Annotated in this window: 23 protein-coding genes; 19 read left to right on the top strand and 4 right to left on the bottom strand. The window is 32.6% G+C overall.

Annotated features, from left to right (window positions below; translation table 11 throughout):
- Positions 1-226: 226 nt before the first annotated feature.
- The 15 genes from atpB (at position 227) to F6464_RS06685 (ending at position 13,484) form a co-directional block, all read left to right on the top strand.
- Positions 227-1,375: a F0F1 ATP synthase subunit A gene (gene atpB / locus F6464_RS06755; protein WP_151107032.1), complete on the top strand. Its 1,149-nt coding sequence runs from the start codon at positions 227-229 to the stop codon at positions 1,373-1,375.
- Between the two features lie 100 nt (positions 1,376-1,475).
- On the top strand, positions 1,476-1,667 hold the full coding sequence (gene atpE / locus F6464_RS06750) for an ATP synthase F0 subunit C (RefSeq protein ID WP_151107031.1): 192 nt from the start codon (positions 1,476-1,478) through the stop codon (positions 1,665-1,667).
- Positions 1,668-1,745: 78 nt separating this feature from the next.
- Positions 1,746-2,246 carry a F0F1 ATP synthase subunit B gene (locus F6464_RS06745; RefSeq protein WP_151107030.1) on the top strand — a complete coding sequence of 167 codons (501 nt, stop codon included), beginning with the start codon at positions 1,746-1,748 and terminating at the stop codon, positions 2,244-2,246.
- A gap of 2 nt (positions 2,247-2,248) precedes the next feature.
- Positions 2,249-2,782 (top strand): ATP synthase F1 subunit delta, encoded by a 534-nt coding sequence (gene atpH, locus F6464_RS06740; protein WP_151107029.1) that lies wholly within the window; start codon positions 2,249-2,251, stop codon positions 2,780-2,782.
- Positions 2,783-2,798: 16 nt separating this feature from the next.
- A complete protein-coding gene (atpA, locus tag F6464_RS06735) occupies positions 2,799-4,376 on the top strand; it encodes a F0F1 ATP synthase subunit alpha (RefSeq protein ID WP_151107028.1) in 1,578 nt (525 codons plus the stop codon).
- A gap of 73 nt (positions 4,377-4,449) precedes the next feature.
- The gene (gene atpG / locus F6464_RS06730) at positions 4,450-5,310 is read left to right on the top strand and encodes an ATP synthase F1 subunit gamma (protein WP_151107027.1); all 861 of its coding nucleotides are present in this window, start codon (positions 4,450-4,452) and stop codon (positions 5,308-5,310) included.
- A 117-nt stretch (positions 5,311-5,427) separates the two neighbouring features.
- Positions 5,428-5,775 (top strand): heavy metal-binding domain-containing protein, encoded by a 348-nt coding sequence (locus F6464_RS06725; protein WP_151107026.1) that lies wholly within the window; start codon positions 5,428-5,430, stop codon positions 5,773-5,775.
- A 26-nt stretch (positions 5,776-5,801) separates the two neighbouring features.
- Positions 5,802-6,122, top strand: coding sequence for a heavy metal-binding domain-containing protein (locus F6464_RS06720; protein WP_151107025.1), 321 nt, complete (start codon positions 5,802-5,804; stop codon positions 6,120-6,122).
- 258 nt (positions 6,123-6,380) lie between these two features.
- Complete coding sequence (locus tag F6464_RS06715; protein WP_151107024.1) at positions 6,381-7,847, top strand: lipopolysaccharide biosynthesis protein; 1,467 nt, start codon at positions 6,381-6,383, stop codon at positions 7,845-7,847.
- Positions 7,848-7,988: 141 nt separating this feature from the next.
- A complete protein-coding gene (gene dut / locus F6464_RS06710; protein ID WP_151107023.1) occupies positions 7,989-8,423 on the top strand; it encodes a dUTP diphosphatase in 435 nt (144 codons plus the stop codon).
- A gap of 144 nt (positions 8,424-8,567) precedes the next feature.
- Complete coding sequence (locus tag F6464_RS06705; RefSeq protein ID WP_225318043.1) at positions 8,568-8,834, top strand: GIY-YIG nuclease family protein; 267 nt, start codon at positions 8,568-8,570, stop codon at positions 8,832-8,834.
- A gap of 40 nt (positions 8,835-8,874) precedes the next feature.
- Entirely contained in the window at positions 8,875-9,885 is a 1,011-nt protein-coding gene (locus tag F6464_RS06700) for a sugar phosphate nucleotidyltransferase (protein WP_151107022.1), read from the top strand.
- Positions 9,886-9,931: 46 nt separating this feature from the next.
- Complete coding sequence (locus tag F6464_RS06695) at positions 9,932-11,275, top strand: tetratricopeptide repeat protein (RefSeq protein WP_151107021.1); 1,344 nt, start codon at positions 9,932-9,934, stop codon at positions 11,273-11,275.
- Between the two features lie 92 nt (positions 11,276-11,367).
- Entirely contained in the window at positions 11,368-12,159 is a 792-nt protein-coding gene (locus F6464_RS06690) for a DUF4292 domain-containing protein (protein ID WP_151107020.1), read from the top strand.
- A 20-nt stretch (positions 12,160-12,179) separates the two neighbouring features.
- Entirely contained in the window at positions 12,180-13,484 is a 1,305-nt protein-coding gene (locus F6464_RS06685; protein WP_151107019.1) for a murein hydrolase activator EnvC family protein, read from the top strand.
- Positions 13,485-13,496: 12 nt separating this feature from the next.
- Here F6464_RS06685 and F6464_RS06680 read toward each other — a convergent pair whose 3' ends face one another.
- On the bottom strand, positions 13,497-14,006 hold the full coding sequence (locus F6464_RS06680) for an acyl-CoA thioesterase (protein WP_151107018.1): 510 nt from the start codon (positions 14,004-14,006) through the stop codon (positions 13,497-13,499).
- 4 nt (positions 14,007-14,010) lie between these two features.
- Positions 14,011-14,952, bottom strand: a complete 942-nt coding sequence (locus F6464_RS06675) for an HU domain-containing protein (protein WP_151107017.1) — start codon at positions 14,950-14,952, stop codon at positions 14,011-14,013.
- A 102-nt stretch (positions 14,953-15,054) separates the two neighbouring features.
- Here F6464_RS06675 and dprA point away from each other — a divergent pair, with 102 nt between their 5' ends.
- Positions 15,055-16,155: a DNA-processing protein DprA gene (gene dprA, locus F6464_RS06670; RefSeq protein WP_151107016.1), complete on the top strand. Its 1,101-nt coding sequence runs from the start codon at positions 15,055-15,057 to the stop codon at positions 16,153-16,155.
- Here dprA and trpS read toward each other — a convergent pair.
- Complete coding sequence (gene trpS, locus F6464_RS06665) at positions 16,152-17,132, bottom strand: tryptophan--tRNA ligase (protein WP_151107015.1); 981 nt, start codon at positions 17,130-17,132, stop codon at positions 16,152-16,154. The genes dprA and trpS overlap by 4 nt on opposite strands.
- 70 nt (positions 17,133-17,202) lie before the next feature.
- Between trpS and F6464_RS06660 the strand changes: the two genes are divergently transcribed.
- Positions 17,203-17,952 carry a lysophospholipid acyltransferase family protein gene (locus F6464_RS06660; RefSeq protein WP_151107014.1) on the top strand — a complete coding sequence of 250 codons (750 nt, stop codon included), beginning with the start codon at positions 17,203-17,205 and terminating at the stop codon, positions 17,950-17,952.
- A gap of 35 nt (positions 17,953-17,987) precedes the next feature.
- On the opposite strand, the gene recA is transcribed toward F6464_RS06660, so the two are convergent.
- Entirely contained in the window at positions 17,988-19,019 is a 1,032-nt protein-coding gene (gene recA, locus F6464_RS06655; protein WP_151107013.1) for a recombinase RecA, read from the bottom strand.
- A 139-nt stretch (positions 19,020-19,158) separates the two neighbouring features.
- On the opposite strand from recA, the gene F6464_RS06650 reads away from it, so the two are divergent.
- Both F6464_RS06650 and F6464_RS06645 read left to right on the top strand, forming a co-directional pair.
- Positions 19,159-19,893: a lysophospholipid acyltransferase family protein gene (locus F6464_RS06650; protein WP_151107012.1), complete on the top strand. Its 735-nt coding sequence runs from the start codon at positions 19,159-19,161 to the stop codon at positions 19,891-19,893.
- Positions 19,894-19,902: 9 nt separating this feature from the next.
- Positions 19,903-20,892 (top strand): acyl-ACP desaturase, encoded by a 990-nt coding sequence (locus tag F6464_RS06645; protein WP_151107011.1) that lies wholly within the window; start codon positions 19,903-19,905, stop codon positions 20,890-20,892.
- The last annotated feature ends 148 nt before the right edge of the window (positions 20,893-21,040 follow it).

Below are 21,040 nucleotides of genomic sequence, written 5' to 3'. Positions count from 1 at the left end.
GACCCAAAAAGTGTCACAATAGAAAAAATTAATTTTTTTATCGTTTTTGCTTTATTTTTAGCAATAGAAACCACAATAACGATAAGAATAGTAAATAATAATAGATAAAACTCTTGTAAATCATCAATTTCATCAAAAAAAAACTTTTATCTCTTTTTCAATAATAAGAAAAGATGTACCTTTGCACCAAATTTCAGAAAGTAATATTTAAGTTAATTGATTGACTATGGTGTTTTCGAATAAAGCTACAAAATTCATATTATTATTAACACTTGTTTTTGCTCCAATTTTTGGATTTGCAAACGAATCAGATGATTTACCAGTAAAATCTGAAATTCAAGTTGATGCCCACTCAACTCAAGCTAATCATGAAGAGCATGCTGAACCAACAGATATAAAATCTAAAATTGATGCCTTCAAGCAACATCACGTTTTGGATGCGCATGAATTTTCGTTATTTGAAGACGAAGCAACAGGAGCTCATTACGGTTTTCCGCTTCCTATTATATTGTGGGATAACGGAGTTCAAATTTTCTCTTCATCAAAGTTCGAACACGGACATGAAGTTGCTGAGTCAAACGGAAATTATTATAAATTAGGCCACGACGAAAAAATTTATAAAACGGATGCTTCCGGAACATTAACTGGAGATGAGCATCATCCTACAAACATTAAACCATTAGATTTTTCTATTACAAAAAGCGTTTTAACAATTATGATTGTTGCTTTTTTAATGTTTTTTGTGTTTTCAAGCTTGGCTAAAACCTATGCTAAAAACGGCGGAATTTCATCTGGAGTAGGACGTTTCTTCGAACCTATAGTTTTGTATGTTAGAGACGAAATTGCTATTCCAAACATTGGTGAGAAACATTACAAAAAGTACATGAGTTTCTTGTTGACAGTATTTTTCTTTATTTGGTTTTTAAATATTTTCGGATTAACACCACTAGGTATCAACGTTACAGGAAATATTGCAGTAACCGCTGGATTAGCAATTGTAACATTTTTAATTACCAATCTTACAGCTAATAAAAATTATTGGGGGCACATTTTCTGGATGCCTGGCGTGCCAACACCTATGAAAGTAATTTTGGCGCCAATAGAACTTTTAGGGGTATTTATCAAACCATTTGCATTAATGATTCGTTTGTATGCGAACATGTTTGCAGGACACATTGTTTTAATGAGTTTGATAGGTTTGATTTTTATATTTAAAAACTGGGTAGGTGGTTCGTTGTCATTTATGTTATCATTTGCCATTTCAGTTATCGAAATATTAGTTGCATTGTTGCAAGCTTATATATTTACCATGTTAGCGGCTTTGTATTTTGGTTCTGCTGTAGAGGAGCACCATCATGATGAAGCACATCATTAAAAAGTTAGAAATTAGAAATACGAAGTTAGAAATCATTTTTAACCTCTAAATTCTGAACTTTAATCTCAAATTGAATGTTTAATTTTTAATACATATTTTTATGGAAATTCCTAGAATTGTTGGAGCAGGATTAGTAGTTATCGGAGCAGGTATTGGTATTGGTAGAATCGGTGGTTCTGCAATGGATGCTATCGCTCGTCAACCAGAAGCTACTGGAAAAATCCAGACAGCGATGCTTATTGCTGCTGCACTTATTGAAGGTATTGGATTTGCTGCAATTTTTGCAACATAGTCTAAAAAAATCTAAAAACTGCAACGGTTGGTTGCAGTTTTTATTTAAAATTTAAATTTACATCATACGCTATATATTATGGAAAAGTTAATAAATGATTTTTCGTTCGGACTGTTCTTCTGGCAAACTTTAATTTTTGTAGGATTGATTTTCCTATTGAAAAAATTTGCCTGGAAACCAATTCTTGATGCAGTAAACGAAAGAGAAGAAGGAATTAGAAACGCCTTGCTTTCTGCTGAAAATGCTAAGAAAGAAATGCAAAACCTTCAGGCTGACAATCAACGTATTTTGCAAGAAGCAAGATTAGAGCGTGATTCATTACTAAAAGATGCACGTGAGATCAAAGACAAAATGATTGCTGATGCTAAAAATGAAGCACAGGCTCAAGGGCTAAAAATGATTGAACAAGCTAAAGCGTCTATCGAAAGTGAAAAAAATGCTGCAATGGCTGAATTGAAATTGCAAGTTTCTTCATTATCATTAGCAATTGCTGAAAAAGTATTAAAAGAGGAACTGTCTAACAAAGAAGCTCAAACTAAATTAGTAGAGAAGATGTTAGGAGATGCTAAATTAAACTAATTATGGCAAGTACAAGAGCAGCAATTCGTTACGCAAAAGCAATTTTAGAGATAGCAGACTTAAAAAAGGTTGCCGATAAGGTGAATAGTGATATGATTTTAATCGCTTCTACATTAAAAAGTAATGCCGAATTAGATTCTTTTATTCAAAGCCCAACGATAAAAGTTGAGGTAAAAGAAAGCGCCCTTTTAGAAGTTTTTGCAAGTGCAAATGCAGTAACTAAGAGCCTTTTTCACTTATTATTTGAAAACAAAAGATTTGAAATTCTTGGTGCTGTTGCCACAGAATACAACAAATTATTTGATGAGATGAATGGCGTTGAAGTGGCACAAGTTACCACAGCTATTGCTTTAGATGCAGCTTTAGAAGCTAAGGTTTTAGCAAAAATAGCCACCTTTTCAGATAAAAAAATTACAATTGAAAACACCATAGATGCTTCAATTATTGGAGGATTTATTTTAAAAATAGGCGACAAGCAGTATAATGCTTCAGTTGCTAACCGATTAAAAGTATTAAAAAGAGAATTAAGTAACTAGTTATTTATAAATAATTATGGCGGATATTAAACCTGCTGAAATTTCAGCAATATTAAGAAAGCAAGTAGAAGGTTTTGAATCTGGTGCTACTTTAGAAGAAGTAGGATCAGTTCTAAACGTTGGAGATGGTATTGCTCGTGTTTACGGGTTATCAAATGTTCAATATGGTGAATTAGTAGAGTTTGAAAACGGTTTAGAAGGAATCGTTTTGAATCTTGAAGAAGACAATGTTGGGGTTGTACTTTTAGGTCCATCAACAGGAATCAAAGAAGGTTCAACTGCAAAAAGAACACAACGTATTGCTTCTCTTAAAACAGGTGAAGGAATGGTAGGTCGAGTAGTAAATACTCTTGGTTTTCCAATCGATGGAAAAGGACCAATTGCTGGAGAATTATTCGAAATGCCATTAGAAAGAAAAGCTCCTGGAGTTATCTTTCGTCAACCAGTTACTGAGCCATTACAAACAGGAGTAAAAGCTGTAGATGCTATGATTCCTGTAGGTCGTGGACAACGTGAGTTAGTTATTGGTGACCGTCAAACGGGTAAATCAACTGTTTGTATTGATACCATTTTGAATCAAAAAGAATTTTATGATGCTGGAAAACCAGTATTCTGTATTTATGTTGCCATTGGACAAAAAGCTTCAACGGTAGCAGGAATAGCAAAAATGTTAGAAGAAAAAGGAGCAATGGCTTATACCATTATTGTTGCTGCTAATGCTTCTGATCCAGCTCCAATGCAAGTTTATGCTCCTTTCGCAGGTGCTGCAATTGGAGAATATTTTAGAGATTCAGGTCGTCCTGCGTTAATTGTTTATGATGATTTATCAAAGCAAGCGGTAGCATATCGTGAGGTTTCTCTTTTATTAAGAAGACCACCGGGACGTGAGGCATATCCTGGAGACGTTTTTTACTTACACTCTCGTTTATTAGAAAGAGCCTGTAAAGTGATTGCCGATGATGGAATTGCTAAAAACATGAATGATTTACCTGATTCATTAAAAGGAATCGTGAAAGGTGGAGGTTCATTAACGGCGCTACCAATCATCGAAACTCAAGCGGGTGACGTTTCTGCATATATTCCAACAAACGTAATTTCGATTACTGACGGACAAATTTTCTTGGATGGAGATTTATTTAATTCAGGAGTTCGTCCAGCGATTAACGTAGGTATTTCAGTATCTCGTGTTGGAGGTAACGCTCAAATTAAATCCATGAAAAAAGTAGCAGGTACATTAAAATTAGATCAAGCACAATTCCGTGAATTGGAGGCGTTTGCTAAATTTGGTTCTGATTTGGATGCCGTTACTTTAAATGTAATTGAAAAAGGAAGAAGAAATGTTGAAATCTTGAAACAAGGTTTAAATTCTCCTTATACAGTTGAAGATCAAGTTGCTATTATTTATGCGGGTTCGAAAAACTTATTGAAAAGTGTTCCTGTAAATAAAGTTAAAGAATTTGAGAAAGATTTCTTAGAATACTTAAACAACAAACACAGAGATACTCTTGATGCTTTGAAGGCAGGAAAATTAGATGATAAAATTACAGATGTAATTGAATCAGCAGCTAAAGAAATCTCAGCGAAATATAATTAAAAAGTATTAAGTATTAAGTATCAAGAATTAAGACTTCTTGATACTTAATACTTAAATCTTAATACTAAAAAAAATGGCAAACTTAAAGGAAATCCGTAATAGAATTACTTCCGTTTCATCGACGATGCAAATCACATCGGCAATGAAAATGGTTTCTGCAGCAAAACTGAAGAAAGCACAAGATGCAATTACAGCCATGCGTCCTTATGCCGAAAAACTAACGGAATTATTACAAAATCTTTCCTCATCTCTCGATAGTGATGTTGGGGGTGATTTTACAACCCAAAGGGAAATTAAAAAAGTTTTGGTTGTTGCCATAACTTCAAACAGAGGTTTGTGTGGTGCTTTTAATTCTAATGTAATTAAGGAAGTAAAAAGCCGTGCTGAATATTATGCAGAGAAACAAGTTGATGTATTTGCAATAGGTAAAAAAGGAAATGATATTTTAACTAAAACGCTATCAGTAGTAGATAATCAAAGCGCAGTTTTTGATGATTTGACTTTTGATAATGTATCGATTATTGCGGAAGCATTGACTCAAAAATTTGTATCAGGCGAATACGATAAAATCGAATTGGTTTACAATCAGTTTAAAAATGCCGCTACACAAATTATTCAAACGGAACAGTTTTTGCCTTTAGCGCCAATTGTTTCTGATAAGGTAACTTCATCAGGTGATTATATTTTTGAACCATCAAAAGAGGATATCTTGCTGACTTTAATTCCAAAATCATTACGAACACAATTATACAAAGGAATTCGAGATTCATTTGCTTCAGAACACGGAGCGCGTATGACGGCTATGCACAAAGCGACAGACAACGCCACTGAATTGAGAGATCAATTGAAATTGACGTATAACAAAGCACGTCAAGCCTCTATAACTAACGAAATATTAGAAATTGTGGGCGGAGCAGAAGCATTGAAAGGATAATAGGATTATATATTTATAAATAAAGCCAGCAAATTTTGTTGGCTTTTTTTTAATTCTGTCGTTAAATATAAGTTTCTAATTATTTATATTTGAAATGAAAATTAAATCTTAAAATTTATGAAAACAAAATGGTTTGTTTTATCGGTGCTAATTGTGTTTTTTACAAGCTGTTCGACAGTATCAAAAATCCAAACAGATGACGCTGAAATTTCTGATATAGTTCCAACATCCTCAGATCAAGTTGAGGTTTACTCAACAAAAGTTACTCCTAAAAGCTATAAAATTATAGGTCAAGTTCTAGCTTGTGCCGATGCAGGAAAAAACTCAAAAATAGCTGTAGATTTATTAAAAGAGCAAGCTTCTTTGTTGGGAGCAGATGCAATAGTAGATTTGCGACTTTCTATTACAATGGGATATTGGTCTAATGGTATAAAAGCCACAGGGACTGCTGTAAAATACAATTAATACTAATTTAATTAAAAAAAAACTAAATGAAAAATATTATTTATTTATCAATTTTATTTGTGTTTGTAAGTTGTAGCATTAAAACTCATTATGTACAAACAGGCAGTAAAACTTATCAACCAACGGAACCAACGAGTATTTTAATTTATTCAAGGACTCCTGAAAAGCGGTTCGAAGTAATAGGAAGTGTAGCTGTTCATGCGTCAGGACAAAAACATGCGATTAAGGTCCTAAAAAAGAAAGCCGCAGCACTTGGTGCTGATGCTGTAATTGACATAAATCTTGATAAAATTGCAAGTTATACTCAAACTTGTGGTATAAATGGAACTGCAATTAAGTTTAAGTAATTTTCTATTGTTTTTAAATGACTTATAACAAAGCACATTAAGCCTCTATAGCTAACGAAAGTTTAGAGATTGTGGGTGGAGCAAAAGCATTGAAAGGATAGAAGTATTATTTTTATTAAAATATTTGAGAGCTACACAAATTATGTAGCTCTTTTTTTTGCTATTAAAAAAACAAATAAAAGTGAACGATTAGGGCCTCAATTTTGGTCAATAACCAAAGAATTGGTTATTTTTGTAAATAACAACAAGTTAATAATTTTGGGATTATATAAAAAACTTTTTAAACAAACTGCTATTTACGGACTCGCAACTGTATTGCCGAGAATGTTTAGTTTTTTATTGGTACCGCTCTACACCGATTTATTGCCAAAAGCCGAATACGGAAAAGTGTCCATCATTTTTGCATGGATGATATTTTTTAATGTAATTCTTTCCTACGGAATGGAAACGGCCTTTTTTCGATTTTATAATAATGAAACCAACAAAAAAAAGGTTATAGAAACCGCAACAGTTTCTATCTTCTGGTCTACAATTTTCTTTTTAATTGTTGCATTGTTATATAGAAACACTTTAAGCAATTGGTCAGGAATAGAGGCACAATACATTATCTATACCATTTGGATTTTAGTTCTCGACGCCTTAGTAATTGTTCCTTTTTCAAAACTTAGAGCTACTCAAAAACCTATGATTTATGCGATAATTAAGATAGGAAATGTAGTTTTAAATCTTATTTTGAGTCTTTTCTTTTTATTGTTTTTACCTAAAACAGCAATTGCTAATCCGAATGGTTTTTTAAGCACTTTTTATCTCGAAAACTTTCAAATAGGGTATATTTTTATTGCTAATGTACTATCAAGTTTGGCAACATTTGTAGTGCTTTCACCAAGTTATTTACAAATTAATTGGGATTTCGATTTTGGGTTATGGAAAAAAATGATGCGTTACGGATTACCTATTATGATTGCAGGAATAGCTTTCGCCATTAACGAGCAGTTCGATAAAATTTTATTAGGAAAACTATTGCCCGCCAATATTGCAGAGGCTCAAGTTGGTGTCTATTCTGCTTGTTATAAACTCGGTTTATTCATGGTTTTATACAGGACGGCTTATACCTTAGGGATTGAACCATTCTTCTTTAGTCATGCTTCTAACGAAAATGCGCCTCAAACGTATGCTACTGTAACCAAGTATTTTGTTATTTTCGGCTCTTTCATTTTATTAGCTGTAATCGTTTTTGCCGATGTCTTGAAGGTATTAATGATTCGTGATGCGTCCTATTGGGAAGCCATGAAAGTGGTTCCGTTAATAATTTTAGCCAATTTTTTCTTAGGAATTTACACCAACCTTTCTGTTTGGTACAAACTCATCGACAAAACCTATATAGGAGCTTACATCTCAATAATTGGGGCTATCGTAACGCTGGCACTCAATTTTTTATTAATTCCAACTATGGGTTATTATGGTTCTGCCATTGCAACCATTATAGCCTACGGAAGCATGATGTTTATTTCTTATTATTTCGGAAACAAATACTATCCAATTCCTTATGATATCAAAAAAATTGGAGGCTATCTCATAGTTTCAATAGGGTTTTCAATGCTCTCATTTTATGTTTTTAGGGAGAATTATTTTGTTGGAATACCATTATTAATTTTATTTTTGTATTTCATATATCACAACGAAAAAGAAATCTTAAACCGAATTTTAAAACGTAATACCAATTAGGAGCTATTTCCTGCTATCCGTTACAAACGAAGTTCACTGAACTCCTATGTAAAATAAAAGTTTAGTGAAGTAATCTTTTCCTTTATAAAGAAAAAAGGAAAAGGATTTCCAATGCTATCAGGGCTAATATAAATACAAATAATGAACATTAAAATCATCAACAAATCGCAACACGCTTTACCAAATTATGAAACCAATGCCTCAGCAGGAATGGATTTGCGTGCCAATATAACCGAATCTATACTATTAAAACCATTAGATAGAGCCATTGTAAAAACAGGTCTTTTTATAGAATTACCCATAGGTTACGAAGCGCAAGTACGACCTAGAAGTGGCTTGGCAGCAAAAAAAGGAATTACAGTTCTCAATTCCCCTGGAACAGTCGATGCTGACTATCGTGGAGAAATTGGAGTGATTTTAGTAAATTTATCCAATGAAGAATTCATCGTTGAAAACGGTGAAAGAATTGCCCAACTTATTATCGCTAAACACGAACGAGCAGAATGGATAGCAGTACAAGAACTATCCGAAACCGCCAGAGGAGAGGGCGGTTTTGGAAGTACGGGAGTGAAATAATTCCTGCGAAGGCAGGAATCTTGTGAAATGAAGTATCTTTTTTGAATAGTAATAATTATTGTAAATAGGATTCCTGCTTGCGCAGGAATAAAGAAAATGAAATTATGGTATGTTTATATAATGTCAAATAACCCTTAAGGTTTTATTTATGTTGTAGTTACTGATAATCTCTTAGAACGAGTTAAGGAACATAAATTAAAAATTTATCTAAATTCATTTACAGCAAAGTATAATTGTGATAAGTTAATTTATTTTGAAGAATGGGAAGATGGATTTGAAGCTACAGTCCGAGAAAAACAATTAAAAAAGTGGAAAAGAGATTGGAAAGTAAATTTAATTGAAGATATGAATCCAGCTTGGATGGATATTAGTTTAAATTGGAATTTCAATTTTAATATTATAAGAAAATAAAGTTTAATTTAAAAGACACCCCCTTTCGCGGGCAATTAACATGAAAATAATAGTACCAATGGCTGGACGTGGATCCAGATTAAGACCACACACATTAACAGTTCCAAAACCTTTAATTCCAATTGCTGGAAAACCTATCGTACATCGATTAGTTGAAGATATTGCTGGTGTATTGAATCAAGATATTGAAGAAGTAGCTTTTATTATTCATGAAAGTTTTGGCAAAAAAGTTGAAGAAGAGTTACTAGCAATAGCAAAAAAATTAGGTTCTAAAGGAACCATATACTATCAAAATGAAGCTTTAGGGACAGGTCATGCTATTATGTGTGCCAAAGATTCCTTAAGCGGACCTGCCGTTATTGCCTATGCTGATACTTTAATTCGTGCCAATTTTGATTTAGACAAAACCGCCGATAGTGTAATTTGGGTTAAACAAGTAGATCAACCTGAAGCTTTTGGTGTAGTCAATCTAAACGATGCCAATGAGATAATAGAGTTAGTAGAAAAGCCAAAAGACTTTGTGTCAGACCTTGCTGTAATAGGGATTTATTACTTTAAAGATGTTGCAGTTTTAAAAAACGAACTTCAATTAGTAATAGACAACAACATTATAAATGGTGGAGAATATCAAATTAATGATGGAATTAAGCAAATGATGGCAAAAGGCATGAAATTTGTACCAGGTGAAGTAGACGAATGGATGGATTGCGGTAATAAAAACGTAACCGTAGAAACCAACGGTAGATTATTAGGATTTCTACAAGCTGATGGACAAAATTTAGTATCTAGTTCGGTTGTTTGTGAACATTCTACAATTATTCAGCCGTGTTTTATTGGAGAAGATGTTATTTTAATAAATGCTACAGTTGGACCAAATGTGTCTTTGGGTAATGGATGTCATGTTGTAGATAGTACTATTAAAAACAGTTTGGTACAAAACCATTCTCATATTAAAAATGCGATCTTAGACAATGCTATGATTGGAAGTCATGCCAGTTTCGATGGTAATTTTACAAGTATTAGCATCGGCGATTATTCGGTATTAGAATAAAAATTAATTATTGTGTTTATCAGACACAATGGTTTTTGTAAATAAAATGAAAAAAAGTATCTTACTTTTCTTTTTTTTCGGAATGTTTTTTCCAGTACTACTTTTGGCGCAAACTGAGCCAAACGATATTGCATTGGCAAACGATGAATTCCAGGATTCGTTTTATGAATCATTATTGCAAAAAGGAATTGAAAATTACGACAAAGCGATTACAGCCCTAGAAAAATGTCAAAAGTTGCAACCTAACAATGCAACGATTTTCTTTGAATTCGGAAAAAATTATTTGGCGCAAAAACAATACGTAAAAGCATATAGTTCTTTTGAAAAAGCTACTCAAATCGACCCGAAAAACAAATGGTTTTGGGTAGGAATGTACGACGTTTGTTATGAAACAAAAGATTTCAGTCAAGCTATAATTATCGTAACCAAACTAATCGAATTTAAAAAAGAATACAAAGAAGATTTGGTTTCTCTTTATATGAATACACAACAATTCGATAAGGCTTTAAACTTGATAAATGAATTGAATGAAACGGTTGGAAAATCGGAAATGAGAGACAATTATAAGTTGCAAATTTTAAGAGAATCCAAGTATCAAAATTCCGAAAAAGACAATTTAATCGCTCAAATAAAGAAGTTTCCAAAAGAAGAATCCAATTATATAGCTTTGATTTATTTATATTCAGAAAGTAATCAGGAGGAAAAAGCACTAGAAATTGCTAAAAAGTTAGAAACTGAAATTCCAACATCGAGTTGGGCACAAGTAAGTCTTTTTAAATTTCATTTAAACAATAATGATGGTGCAAATGCCGTTAAAGCTATGAATATTGTTTTGGAAAGTAAAAATATAGATCAGAAAATTAAACATCGAATATTGAATGAGTTTTTAATTTTCATAAATAACAAACCTCAATTCGATACTGATTTAGAAAAAGCAATTGCTTATTTTGATACTGACACAGCAGTAAAAGTAGCTTTAGAAATCGGAAAGTTTTATCACAATAAGAAAGATTGGGACAAAGCCATCAAGTATTATGAAAAGCACTTAAATACAAATTCAGAAGATTTTGCAACCCAAATTCTTTTATTTGAAGTGTATACTCAGAAAATGCAATTTGATATTTTAGCTAAGAAAGCAGAAGATTTAATAGAGATTTTTCCATTGCAACCTCAATTTTATTACTTTGCAGGACTGGCCAATAATCAATTGCAAAAATTTAAAAAAGCGTCAAGTTTACTCGAAATGGGATTGGATTATTTGGTAAATGACAAAGCGCTTCAAATTAATTTTTATATACAGCTGGGAGAAGCTTATAGCGGTTTAGGCGATGTGGTAAAGAAAGAAAGTTATTTTTCTAAAGCAGAAAAAATATTAAAAGAAAAGAATTAATGAAATCGCAATTAGCAAAACTTTTGCACAAGCAAAAATATAGCAATAAAAGCGATAACATATATAACCATTTAAAAATTACTTTTACATACATGAAAAAATACAAAAGGATAGCGCATTTTAGTTTGGTCGTTTTTTTAAGTTCGCTAACACTTCTTTCCTGTAAATCTAAAGCAGTATTAGCTTCAGGAACAGCTAGTAATTCTTTGTCTTCAGATAAAATTATTGAGAAGCATTACGACACTAAAGTAAATTTCTCTACGGTTTACATAAAGTCAAGTGCGCATTATGAGGATGGAAAACAATCGCAAAATGTCACCGCTGAGATAAAAATAAAGAAAGATGAATTGATTTTAATAAGTATTCGGTTTTTAGGAATAACAATGGCAAAAGCACTAATAACTCCATCAGAAGTAAAATATTACGAGAAAATTGGAGGCAAATTTTTTGACGGAAATTACTCGATATTAAGCAAACTTGTAGGCACCGATTTAGATTATCAAAAAGTACAAAACATGCTTATTGGCGAAGCTTTAGACAATTTAAAAGAATTAAAATATACTACTTCAATAGAAGATAAATGGTATAAATTAGAAAACAATTCAGACTCTAACACAAAAAAAACCTATTATTTTGAAGCCGAAAACTTCTTAATCAAAAAACAAGAAATAGCACAAAACAGCCAAGAAAGAATGGTTAAAATCAGCTATCCCAATCATTCAGAATTCAATAATATAGTATTCCCAATAGGACTAGTTATTGATGCGCACCAAAAAAGCGAAAAAACAAATATTACAATAGATTACAATACAGTATCGTTTAATGAAGAACTTTCTTTTCCATATAGTGTCCCTGAAGGATATCAAAGAATTTTTATTAATTAGCTTTGCAAAAATTAAATAGTATGCCAAAATTTATTTTAAGTCTAATATTTTTAATGATAACTTCATTTTCATGGAGTCAATTAACGCCACAGGAAAAATTAGAACAGCGTAAAGCCCAAATTCTTAAAGAGATTAGAGAAAAAGAAGAACAACTGCAAAATGTTAAGTCTAAAGAGAAAACAGTTGTTAGCCAATTAGCACTTCAAACCGAGAAAATAAAATTAAAGGAAAAATTAATTAACACCACTGAGAAACAAACAAAGTTGTTAAATAATGATATGTATATTAACCAAATCAATATCAATAGACTCAAAAAAGAGTTAGTAGTTTTGAAGGAAGATTATGCAAAGATGATTCTGAAATCCTATAAAAGTCGTTCAGAGCAAAGCCGAGCTATGTTTTTATTGTCGTCGGAGAGTTTTTTGCAAGCCTATAAAAGAGCACAATATATGAAGCAATATGCTAGTTATAGAAAAACACAAGGACAAGAAATTCAAGAAAAATCGGAAGAGTTATTGGTTTTTAACGATAAAATTGGAGTTCAAAAACAAGAAAAAGAAAAACTACTAGAAGAAAAACAGAAAGAAAAGACAGAGCTTGAAAAAGAAAAACAAGTACAGCAAGAAATAGCAAAATCTATTAAAAAAGATAAAAAACAAATTACTGCTGAAATCAAGAAAAAGCAGCAAGAAACACGAGCAATCGATAATCAAATAGAAAAATTAATAAAAGCCGCAATTGCAGCAGCCAATAAAAAAGCCGCAGATGCTAATAGAAAAACAGTAGCTGCAAACAGAAAAGCCGATCCAACAAGTACAAAAGTAGTTTCAAAAGCAACTGAAATAGCCGAATCTAAAGCAATAGAAACTTCTACAAAAATAGTTTTAACAACAGAAGGACAAATAATAGCCAACAATTTTAAGGCCAATAAAGGCAGGTTGCCATGGCCAGTAGAAAAAGGATTCGTTTCCTTGCCTTATGGAGACCAACCGCATCCCGTTTATAAAACATTAATTGTTCATAATAGTGGTGTTGAAATTGCTACCGATCAAGGTGCAAGCGCTAGAGCTGTTTTTGGCGGTGAAGTGATAAGTGTAATGATACTTTCGCCTGTAAATAAAGCAGTTATGATCCAGCATGGAGATTATTTTACAGTATACCAAAATTTGAGTAGTGTAAATGTCAGCAAAGGCGATAAAGTTTCTATAAAACAAACCCTAGGAAAAATTAGAACTAATGGAGATTCTGGAAAAACAGTGCTAAAGTTTACAATTTCTCAGAATACAACGTATAACAATCCTGCGGGTTGGTTATTTAATATGTAGAGATAATTTAGACTAAGAAAACAAAGCCTTCAGTTCAGTAGCATCATGTGGATTCATTTTTCCGGCAAGAACTAGGCTTAACTGTTTGCGTCTCAAAGCGGCATCAAAACGCTCTTTCTCAAGTTCAGTTTCAGGAATTATAGGCGCGACTTCAACTGGTTTTCCATTATCGTCAACTGCAACAAATGTGTAAATGGCTTCATTGGCTTTGCTTCTATTGCCAGTTTTTCGATCTTCAATCCAAACATCAAGATAAATTTCCATAGAACTTTTAAAGCTTCTGGATACTTTTGCTTCAATCGTAACAACACTTCCCAAGGGAATAGGTCTATTAAAAGCAACATGATTAACGGAAGCCGTAACGGCAATTCTTCTCGAATGCCTTTGAGCTGTAATGCTTGAAGCACGATCCATTCGGGCTAATAATTCACCGCCAAAAAGATTATTTAGGGGATTGGTTTCACTTGGCAGAACCAAATCAGTTAACACAGTTAAGGATTCAGAAGGAGATTTCGGCAGCATTTTTTTAAAGTTCTTTAACGAGTAACCAAGCATTTGGATTTACTGATTTTTGAATTTCTTCCATTGCTTGATGAGCTTCAGCGTAGGTAGCATAACTTCCGTATAGAACAGGAAACAAGCCGTGTTTATTAGCATCAATACGCCTGGCTTTAAAGCCAGACTCGGTTAATTCTTCGTATGCTTTTTGAGCATTTTTTTCATTTCTAAAGGCTCCAGCTACTATATGATAGGATAATTTTTCCTCTTTTACAATAAGAGTTACCGAAGGGATAGGGTTTTCAATAAAGAAAGTAGCTTCTTGAATTTTGTTTTGAACTTGCTTTTGAACAGCAGTTTCTACTAACAAGGTTTCTTTGGCAACATGGTCTTGCAATATTTTATAACCAATGCTCCCTGCAGCGGATAACGCAACAATAAGTATGGCCGCGTATTTAAGATAAGGCCGCGTTTTTCTATCTTCAGGAATAAAAGCAATTGGCTCTTTTGCATCAACAATAATTTTTTCTATTTCGGGTATTGAAATCTCTCTTTTAATGGAAGGCGAAACAAATGAATTCAGTCCGAAAGATTCAGTCAAATAATTGATGTTTTCAGAAGGAGTGAAAACTAAATTCTTTTCTGTATTAAATGAGAGTTCTCCAATATTTTTCAAAGTAAATTTTTGATTTACTTCAAGAATACTTTTCCAAATTACAACTTCACTTTCTATTGAAGCAACAGCATTTTCGTAATTGGTATTTTCCGATTTAGAAATATGATTGGCTAATAATCCGTCATTGTTTTTTAAATGAGAATTAAATGAAATTAATTTTTTTGGAGGATAAAAAGAATTGGTGTTTTCATGCATGTGTGCCGACTGAATCTCAGTCAAAAAAGCACCAAAACCAGGAACAGTTACACATTGATGTCTGTATAAAAGTTGCGAAATGTATTGTTCTATCTTCATAGCAACAAAGTTATACAATGCGATAAAGTATCAAAATTTTATTCACAATTTTTATTAACAATTCTAATAAAATTTTATATTTTTCAGGTTCAAATAGTTATCATGAACGACGAAGAATTATTACATGTATTAGCCTTGTTAAAAGTAGAAGGAGTTGGAGATATTATTGCAAAAAAACTCCTTTCGCATTTTGGTTCCGCAACGGCAGTTTTTAATGCCAAAGCTTCTCAAATGGCATCAATTGATGGCGTTGGTTCAGTATTGTTGAAAAAGCTGAAGGATAAAACGATTTTTGAAAAAGCGATTCAGGAATTAAAATTCATCAAAGAAAATACTATTGATGTTGCTTTTTTTATGGATGAAAAATATCCAGATCGATTGAAACATTGCATTGATGGTCCTGTTTTGTTGTTTTCAAATGGAAATATTGATTTTAAAAACAGAAAAATAATCAGTATAGTAGGAACTCGCCAAATTACTTCTTATGGTACTGAATTTTGCAAAAAACTAATTGCTGATTTAGCACCATTAAATCCAATTATAGTAAGCGGTTTTGCCTATGGAGTTGATATTGTAGCGCATCAAGCTGCTTTAGAACATAATTTACAAACCATTGGAGTTTTAGCTCATGGTTTAAACCAAATTTATCCTAAAACACATAAAAAATATGTTTCTAAAATAGAAGAAAATGGTGGTTTTATGACTGAGTTTTGGAGTTCATCAAATCCTGAAAAAGAAAACTTTGTAAAACGAAACCGCATTGTTGCAGGAATTTCAGAAGCGACTATTGTCATAGAATCTGCAGATAAAGGAGGCTCGCTGATTACCGCAAATATAGCAAATGATTATAACCGAGACGTGTTTGCCGTTCCAGGACGAACTTCAGATAAATACAGTCAAGGATGTAATAATTTAATAAAAACCCAAAAAGCGAACCTACTATCAAGTGCTGCGGATATATTATACATTTTGAATTGGGATATCGAAAAAAAAGTTAAACCAGTTCAAAAACAATTGTTTGTTACTTTAGATCAAGACGAACAAAAAGTGTATGATTATCTCCAAAAAAACGGAAAAGAATTACTAGATACAGTTGCCTTGCAATGTGATTTCCCTATTTATAGAATTTCTGGATTATTGTTAAATATGGAATTAAAAGGAGTAATTCGTCCTTTGCCGGGAAAATTATTTGAGGCGATTTAAAAACTAAATCCTAACTTTTCTCTCACTCTATTCAAAACGCCATTAGCAATCACTTTAGCTCTTTGAGCACCTAAAAATAAAGCATGATCAATTTCGGGTAGATTGTTCATGTAATAGGAATATTTTTCTCTTTCGGTTTTAAAGGTCTCTAGAATAAGTTCAAACAAAGCTTGTTTGGCGTGACCGTAACCAAAATCTCGGTTTGTGTTTTTATATTTTTCGGTCATTGTTTCTATTTGACTGTCGTTTGCCAATAACTTGTAAATAGCAAAAATTTTACAGGTATTAGTATTTTTTGGCTCTTCAAGTGGCGTGCTGTCGGTTTCTATAGACATGATTTGCTTACGCAACGTTTTATCGTCTAAAAAGATATTGATGATATTATTGGCTGATTTGCTCATTTTTCCACCATTGGTTCCAGGAACATACTTAGTATTTTCTTGTAAGTATGATTCTGGTAAAACAAAGGTTTCACCCATTTGATGATTAAACCTTGCAGCCACATCACGGGTAATTTCAACATGTTGCAACTGATCTTTTCCCACAGGAACAAATTGCGCATCATACAACAAAATATCGGCTGCCATTAGCATTGGATAAGAGAATAATCCTGCATTTACATCGTCTAATCTATCCGATTTATCTTTAAAAGAATGAGCCAATGTTAACCGTTGGTACGGAAAAAAACAACTTAAATACCAAGACAATTCAGCTGTTTGCGGCACATCAGACTGACGATAAAAAATTACTTTATTAATGTTTAATCCGCAAGCTAACCACGCTGCTGCCGTACTGTATGTATTTGCTCTTAAAGTGGCACCGTCTTTTATTTGTGTTACCGAATGCAAATCGGCAATAAAAAGAAAGGATTCATTTTCAGGTTTATTTGATAATTCGATAGCTGGAATAATTGCACCTAATAAATTTCCTAAATGTGGTGTTCCTGTGCTTTGAATGCCTGTAAGTATTTTGGACATAATAAACTTAAATTTTCACAAAGGTAAATCTTTTAATAAAAATAAAAATTGAATTCTTACTTTTGACAACATGAAAATACTAAAAATCATTTTTTGGTCGCTTTGGCGCATTTGGTTTTATATCATGATGGGCATTCCTATTATAATTATGTTGCCTTTTTTGTTGGTTTCTATTCTTAAAGAAAAATGGTATCCTTATTTTTTTATCATGGCACGAATTTGGGCCAAATGGATTCTTTATGGCTCAGGATTTTATTACAGAGTTGAAAACGAACAACAGTTAGAATCTCACAAGAGTTATATGTTTGTCGCTAATCACACTTCAATGGCCGATATTATGTTGATGCTTGCGGTAGTTAAACATCCGTTTGTTTTTGTTGGTAAAAAGGAATTGTCTAAAATTCCACTTTTTGGATTCTTCTATAAACGAACCTGTATTTTAGTCGATAGAGGAAGCCAAAGAAGCAGAATGGAAGTTTTTAATCGTGCTGAAAGAAGATTAAAACAAGGTTTAAGTATTTGTATATTTCCTGAAGGCGGTGTCCCTGCTAATGAAAGTATACTTTTAGATGGTTTTAAAGACGGCGCCTTTCGTTTGGCTATAGAACATCAGGTTCCTATAGTTCCAATGACTTTTGCAGATAACAAAGAACGCTTTTCTTATACTTTTTTAAGTGGCAGTCCAGGATTAATGAGGGTTAAAGTTCATTCATTTATACCTACAATTGGTAAAACAATCGAAAACAAAAAAGACATTAAAGAAATAAAAGAAAAAGTTTGGGGGGTTATCCACAATCAGTTGCTTGAATTTATGAGATAAAAAAAAGCCCGAAATCTAAAATTTCGGGCTTTTTTTTATGCATTGTTTGTTTTAATTTGATCTTTAATTTTTTGCTCTAATTCGTCCGCCAATTCGGGATTGTCTTTTATTAGAGCTTTTACAGCATCACGACCCTGACCTAATTTGGTTTCGCCATAACTGAACCATGAACCCGCTTTTTTAATGATTTCAAATTCAACAGCTAGGTCTAGAATTTCGCCTGTTTTTGAAATTCCTTCACCATACATAATGTCAAATTCGGCAACTTTAAATGGTGGAGCTACTTTATTTTTTACCACTTTTACTTTAGTTCTGTTTCCTAAAACGTTATCACCATCTTTTATTTGTGTTGAACGACGAATGTCTAGACGAACAGAGGCGTAAAACTTCAATGCATTTCCACCGGTAGTTGTTTCTGGATTTCCAAACATCACACCAATTTTTTCTCTTAATTGGTTAATAAAAAATACAGTACAATTAGTTTTGCTAATAGTTCCTGTCAATTTTCTTAACGCTTGAGACATTAATCTTGCATGTAATCCCATTTTAGAATCGCCCATTTCGCCTTCAATTTCACTTTTAGGAGTTAATGCAGCAACCGAGTCAATCACAACAATATCAATCGCTCCTGAACGAATTAAATTTTCAGCAATCTCTAATGCTTGCTCTCCGTTATCAGGTTGAGAAATAATTAAATTTTCAATATCTACACCTAGTTTTTCAGCATAATTTCTATCAAAAGCATGCTCAGCATCTATAAAAGCAGCAATTCCTCCTGCTTTTTGCGCCTCGGCTATAGCGTGCAAGGTTAACGTTGTTTTACCAGATGATTCAGGGCCATATATTTCAATAACTCGCCCCTTTGGATAACCGTTTACCCCTAATGCCAAGTCTAAACCTAATGAACCTGATGAAATAACCTCTACCTCTTCAACGGCTTTATCTCCCATTTTCATTACAGTTCCTTTTCCATAAGTTTTGTCAAGCTTGTCAAGTGTTAGTTGTAATGCTTTTAATTTAGCTTCTTTTTCAGAATTTCCTTTTTCCAAAGTGTCTTTTGCTGCCATGTATATAGAATATTATTTTGAGTAAAAATACTTATTTTTTTTGAAGTTACAAGAAGTGGTTAGATAAAGAATAGACAAATTTTTAAATAGTAAACAAACAAAAATTTATTTCTTATTTTTGTCAATATATTTTCATTTGATGCAAAAAATTATTTCGTATCCAATATCGTTTATTGCCTTATTTTTGTTTTTAATGACATTGGTGGTTTTTCATCCCATACAATGGATATGTTTTAATTTAGTTGGTTATCAAGCACATAAAAAAAGTGTGGATTATCTTAATTTTATGCTCATAAGAATTGGACATATTCTTGGAACCACTTATAAAGTAGAAAATCGAGAAGATATTCCAAATGGAGTTCCAATTATTTTTGTAGCAAATCATCAGAGTTTATATGATATAATTGCTATAATTTGGTTTTTTAGAAAATTTCATCCTAAATTTGTAAGTAAGAAAGAACTAGGAAAAGGAGTTCCTAGTGTTTCTTATAATTTACGTCACGGAGGATCAGTTCTTATAGATAGGAAAGACCCTAAACAAGCCGTTCCAAACATTAAAAAATTATCTGAATATATAGAATTTCACAAACGTTCAGCTGTTATTTTTCCTGAAGGAACTAGGACTAAGACTGGAGTTCCAAAAGAGTTTTCGCAAACAGGATTAAAGATATTATGTAAGTATGCACCTTCGGCATTTGTAGTCCCAATTTCTATAAATAACTCTTGGAAAATATTTAAATACGGATTTTTTCCGCTTGGTTTAGGAAATCATCTTACCTTTGTAGTTCATAAACCACTCTCTGTAAAAGATTTGTCGTTTGATGAACTTATGAAACAAACCGAACAAAGTATTGTTCAAGGAATAAAAACTTAAAATATTTATATGTCTATTAAAAACATTCGTCTAGAGGTGATGCAATTTCTAGAAAATAAGGTTGACGGATTTGTTGATCAATATCTAATTCCGGTAGAAAAAATTTGGCAACCTTCAGATTTTTTACCTAATTCTGAAAGTGATACTTTTTTTGAAGAGGTTAGAGAGTTGCGAGAAATAGCAAAGGATTTACCCTATGATTTTTGGGTAGCTATGGTTGGCGACACCATTACTGAAGAAGCTCTACCTACTTATGAATCTTGGTTGATGGATGTTGAAGGAGTTGACAATGTGGAGAGAAATGGTTGGTCAAAATGGGTTCGACAATGGACAGGAGAGGAGAATCGTCATGGCGATTTATTAAACAAGTATTTATATTTGTCAGGGCGAGTGAATATGCGCGAGGTTGAAATGACAACACAACATTTAATTAATGATGGATTCGACATAGGAACTGGAAGGGATCCTTATAAGAATTTTGTTTACACGTCTTTTCAGGAATTAGCGACCTATGTCTCTCATAACAGAGTTTCGCAATTAGCAAAAAGTTATGGAGATAATAAGTTGTCTAAAATGTGCAAAATGATAGCTGGAGACGAGATGCGCCACCACCATGCATATAGTGAGTTTGTAAATCAGATTTTTAAAGTAGACCCAAGTGAAATGATGCTGGCTTTCAATTATATGATGAAACAAAAAATTGTAATGCCAGCCCATTTTTTGAGAGAATCCGGACAAAAAATAAGCACCGCCTTCGAGCAATTTTCAGATTCAGCTCAACGTATAGGGGTTTATACTGCTAGTGATTACGTCGATATTATGCAAAAGTTAATAGAGAAATGGGAGATAGATAAAATAGTTGGATTAACTGACGAAGCCGAAAAAGCTCGAGATTATTTGATGAAACTACCAGCAAGAATGGCAAAAGTTTCAGAGAGGCTAATAATTCCTGCAGAGTCATACATTTTTAAATGGGTTGAACCAGCTGTAGCCCGATAACATTAAAAAAAATATTTTAAATCCTTTCCTTAATTAAGAAAGGATTTTTTTTGCGGTTAGTTTTCATAAGAAGAATCAGCAACAAACCACGAAAAATTTATGCAAATTTTATAATATGGGTAGTTTACAAATATTTCTCTTTTCTTTG

The organism is Flavobacterium luteum (genome assembly GCF_008806775.1).
Taxonomy (GTDB): domain Bacteria; phylum Bacteroidota; class Bacteroidia; order Flavobacteriales; family Flavobacteriaceae; genus Flavobacterium; species Flavobacterium luteum.
The sequence above is the reverse complement of the archived record's forward strand: the minus strand, read 5'-3'. Positions and strand labels throughout refer to the sequence as shown.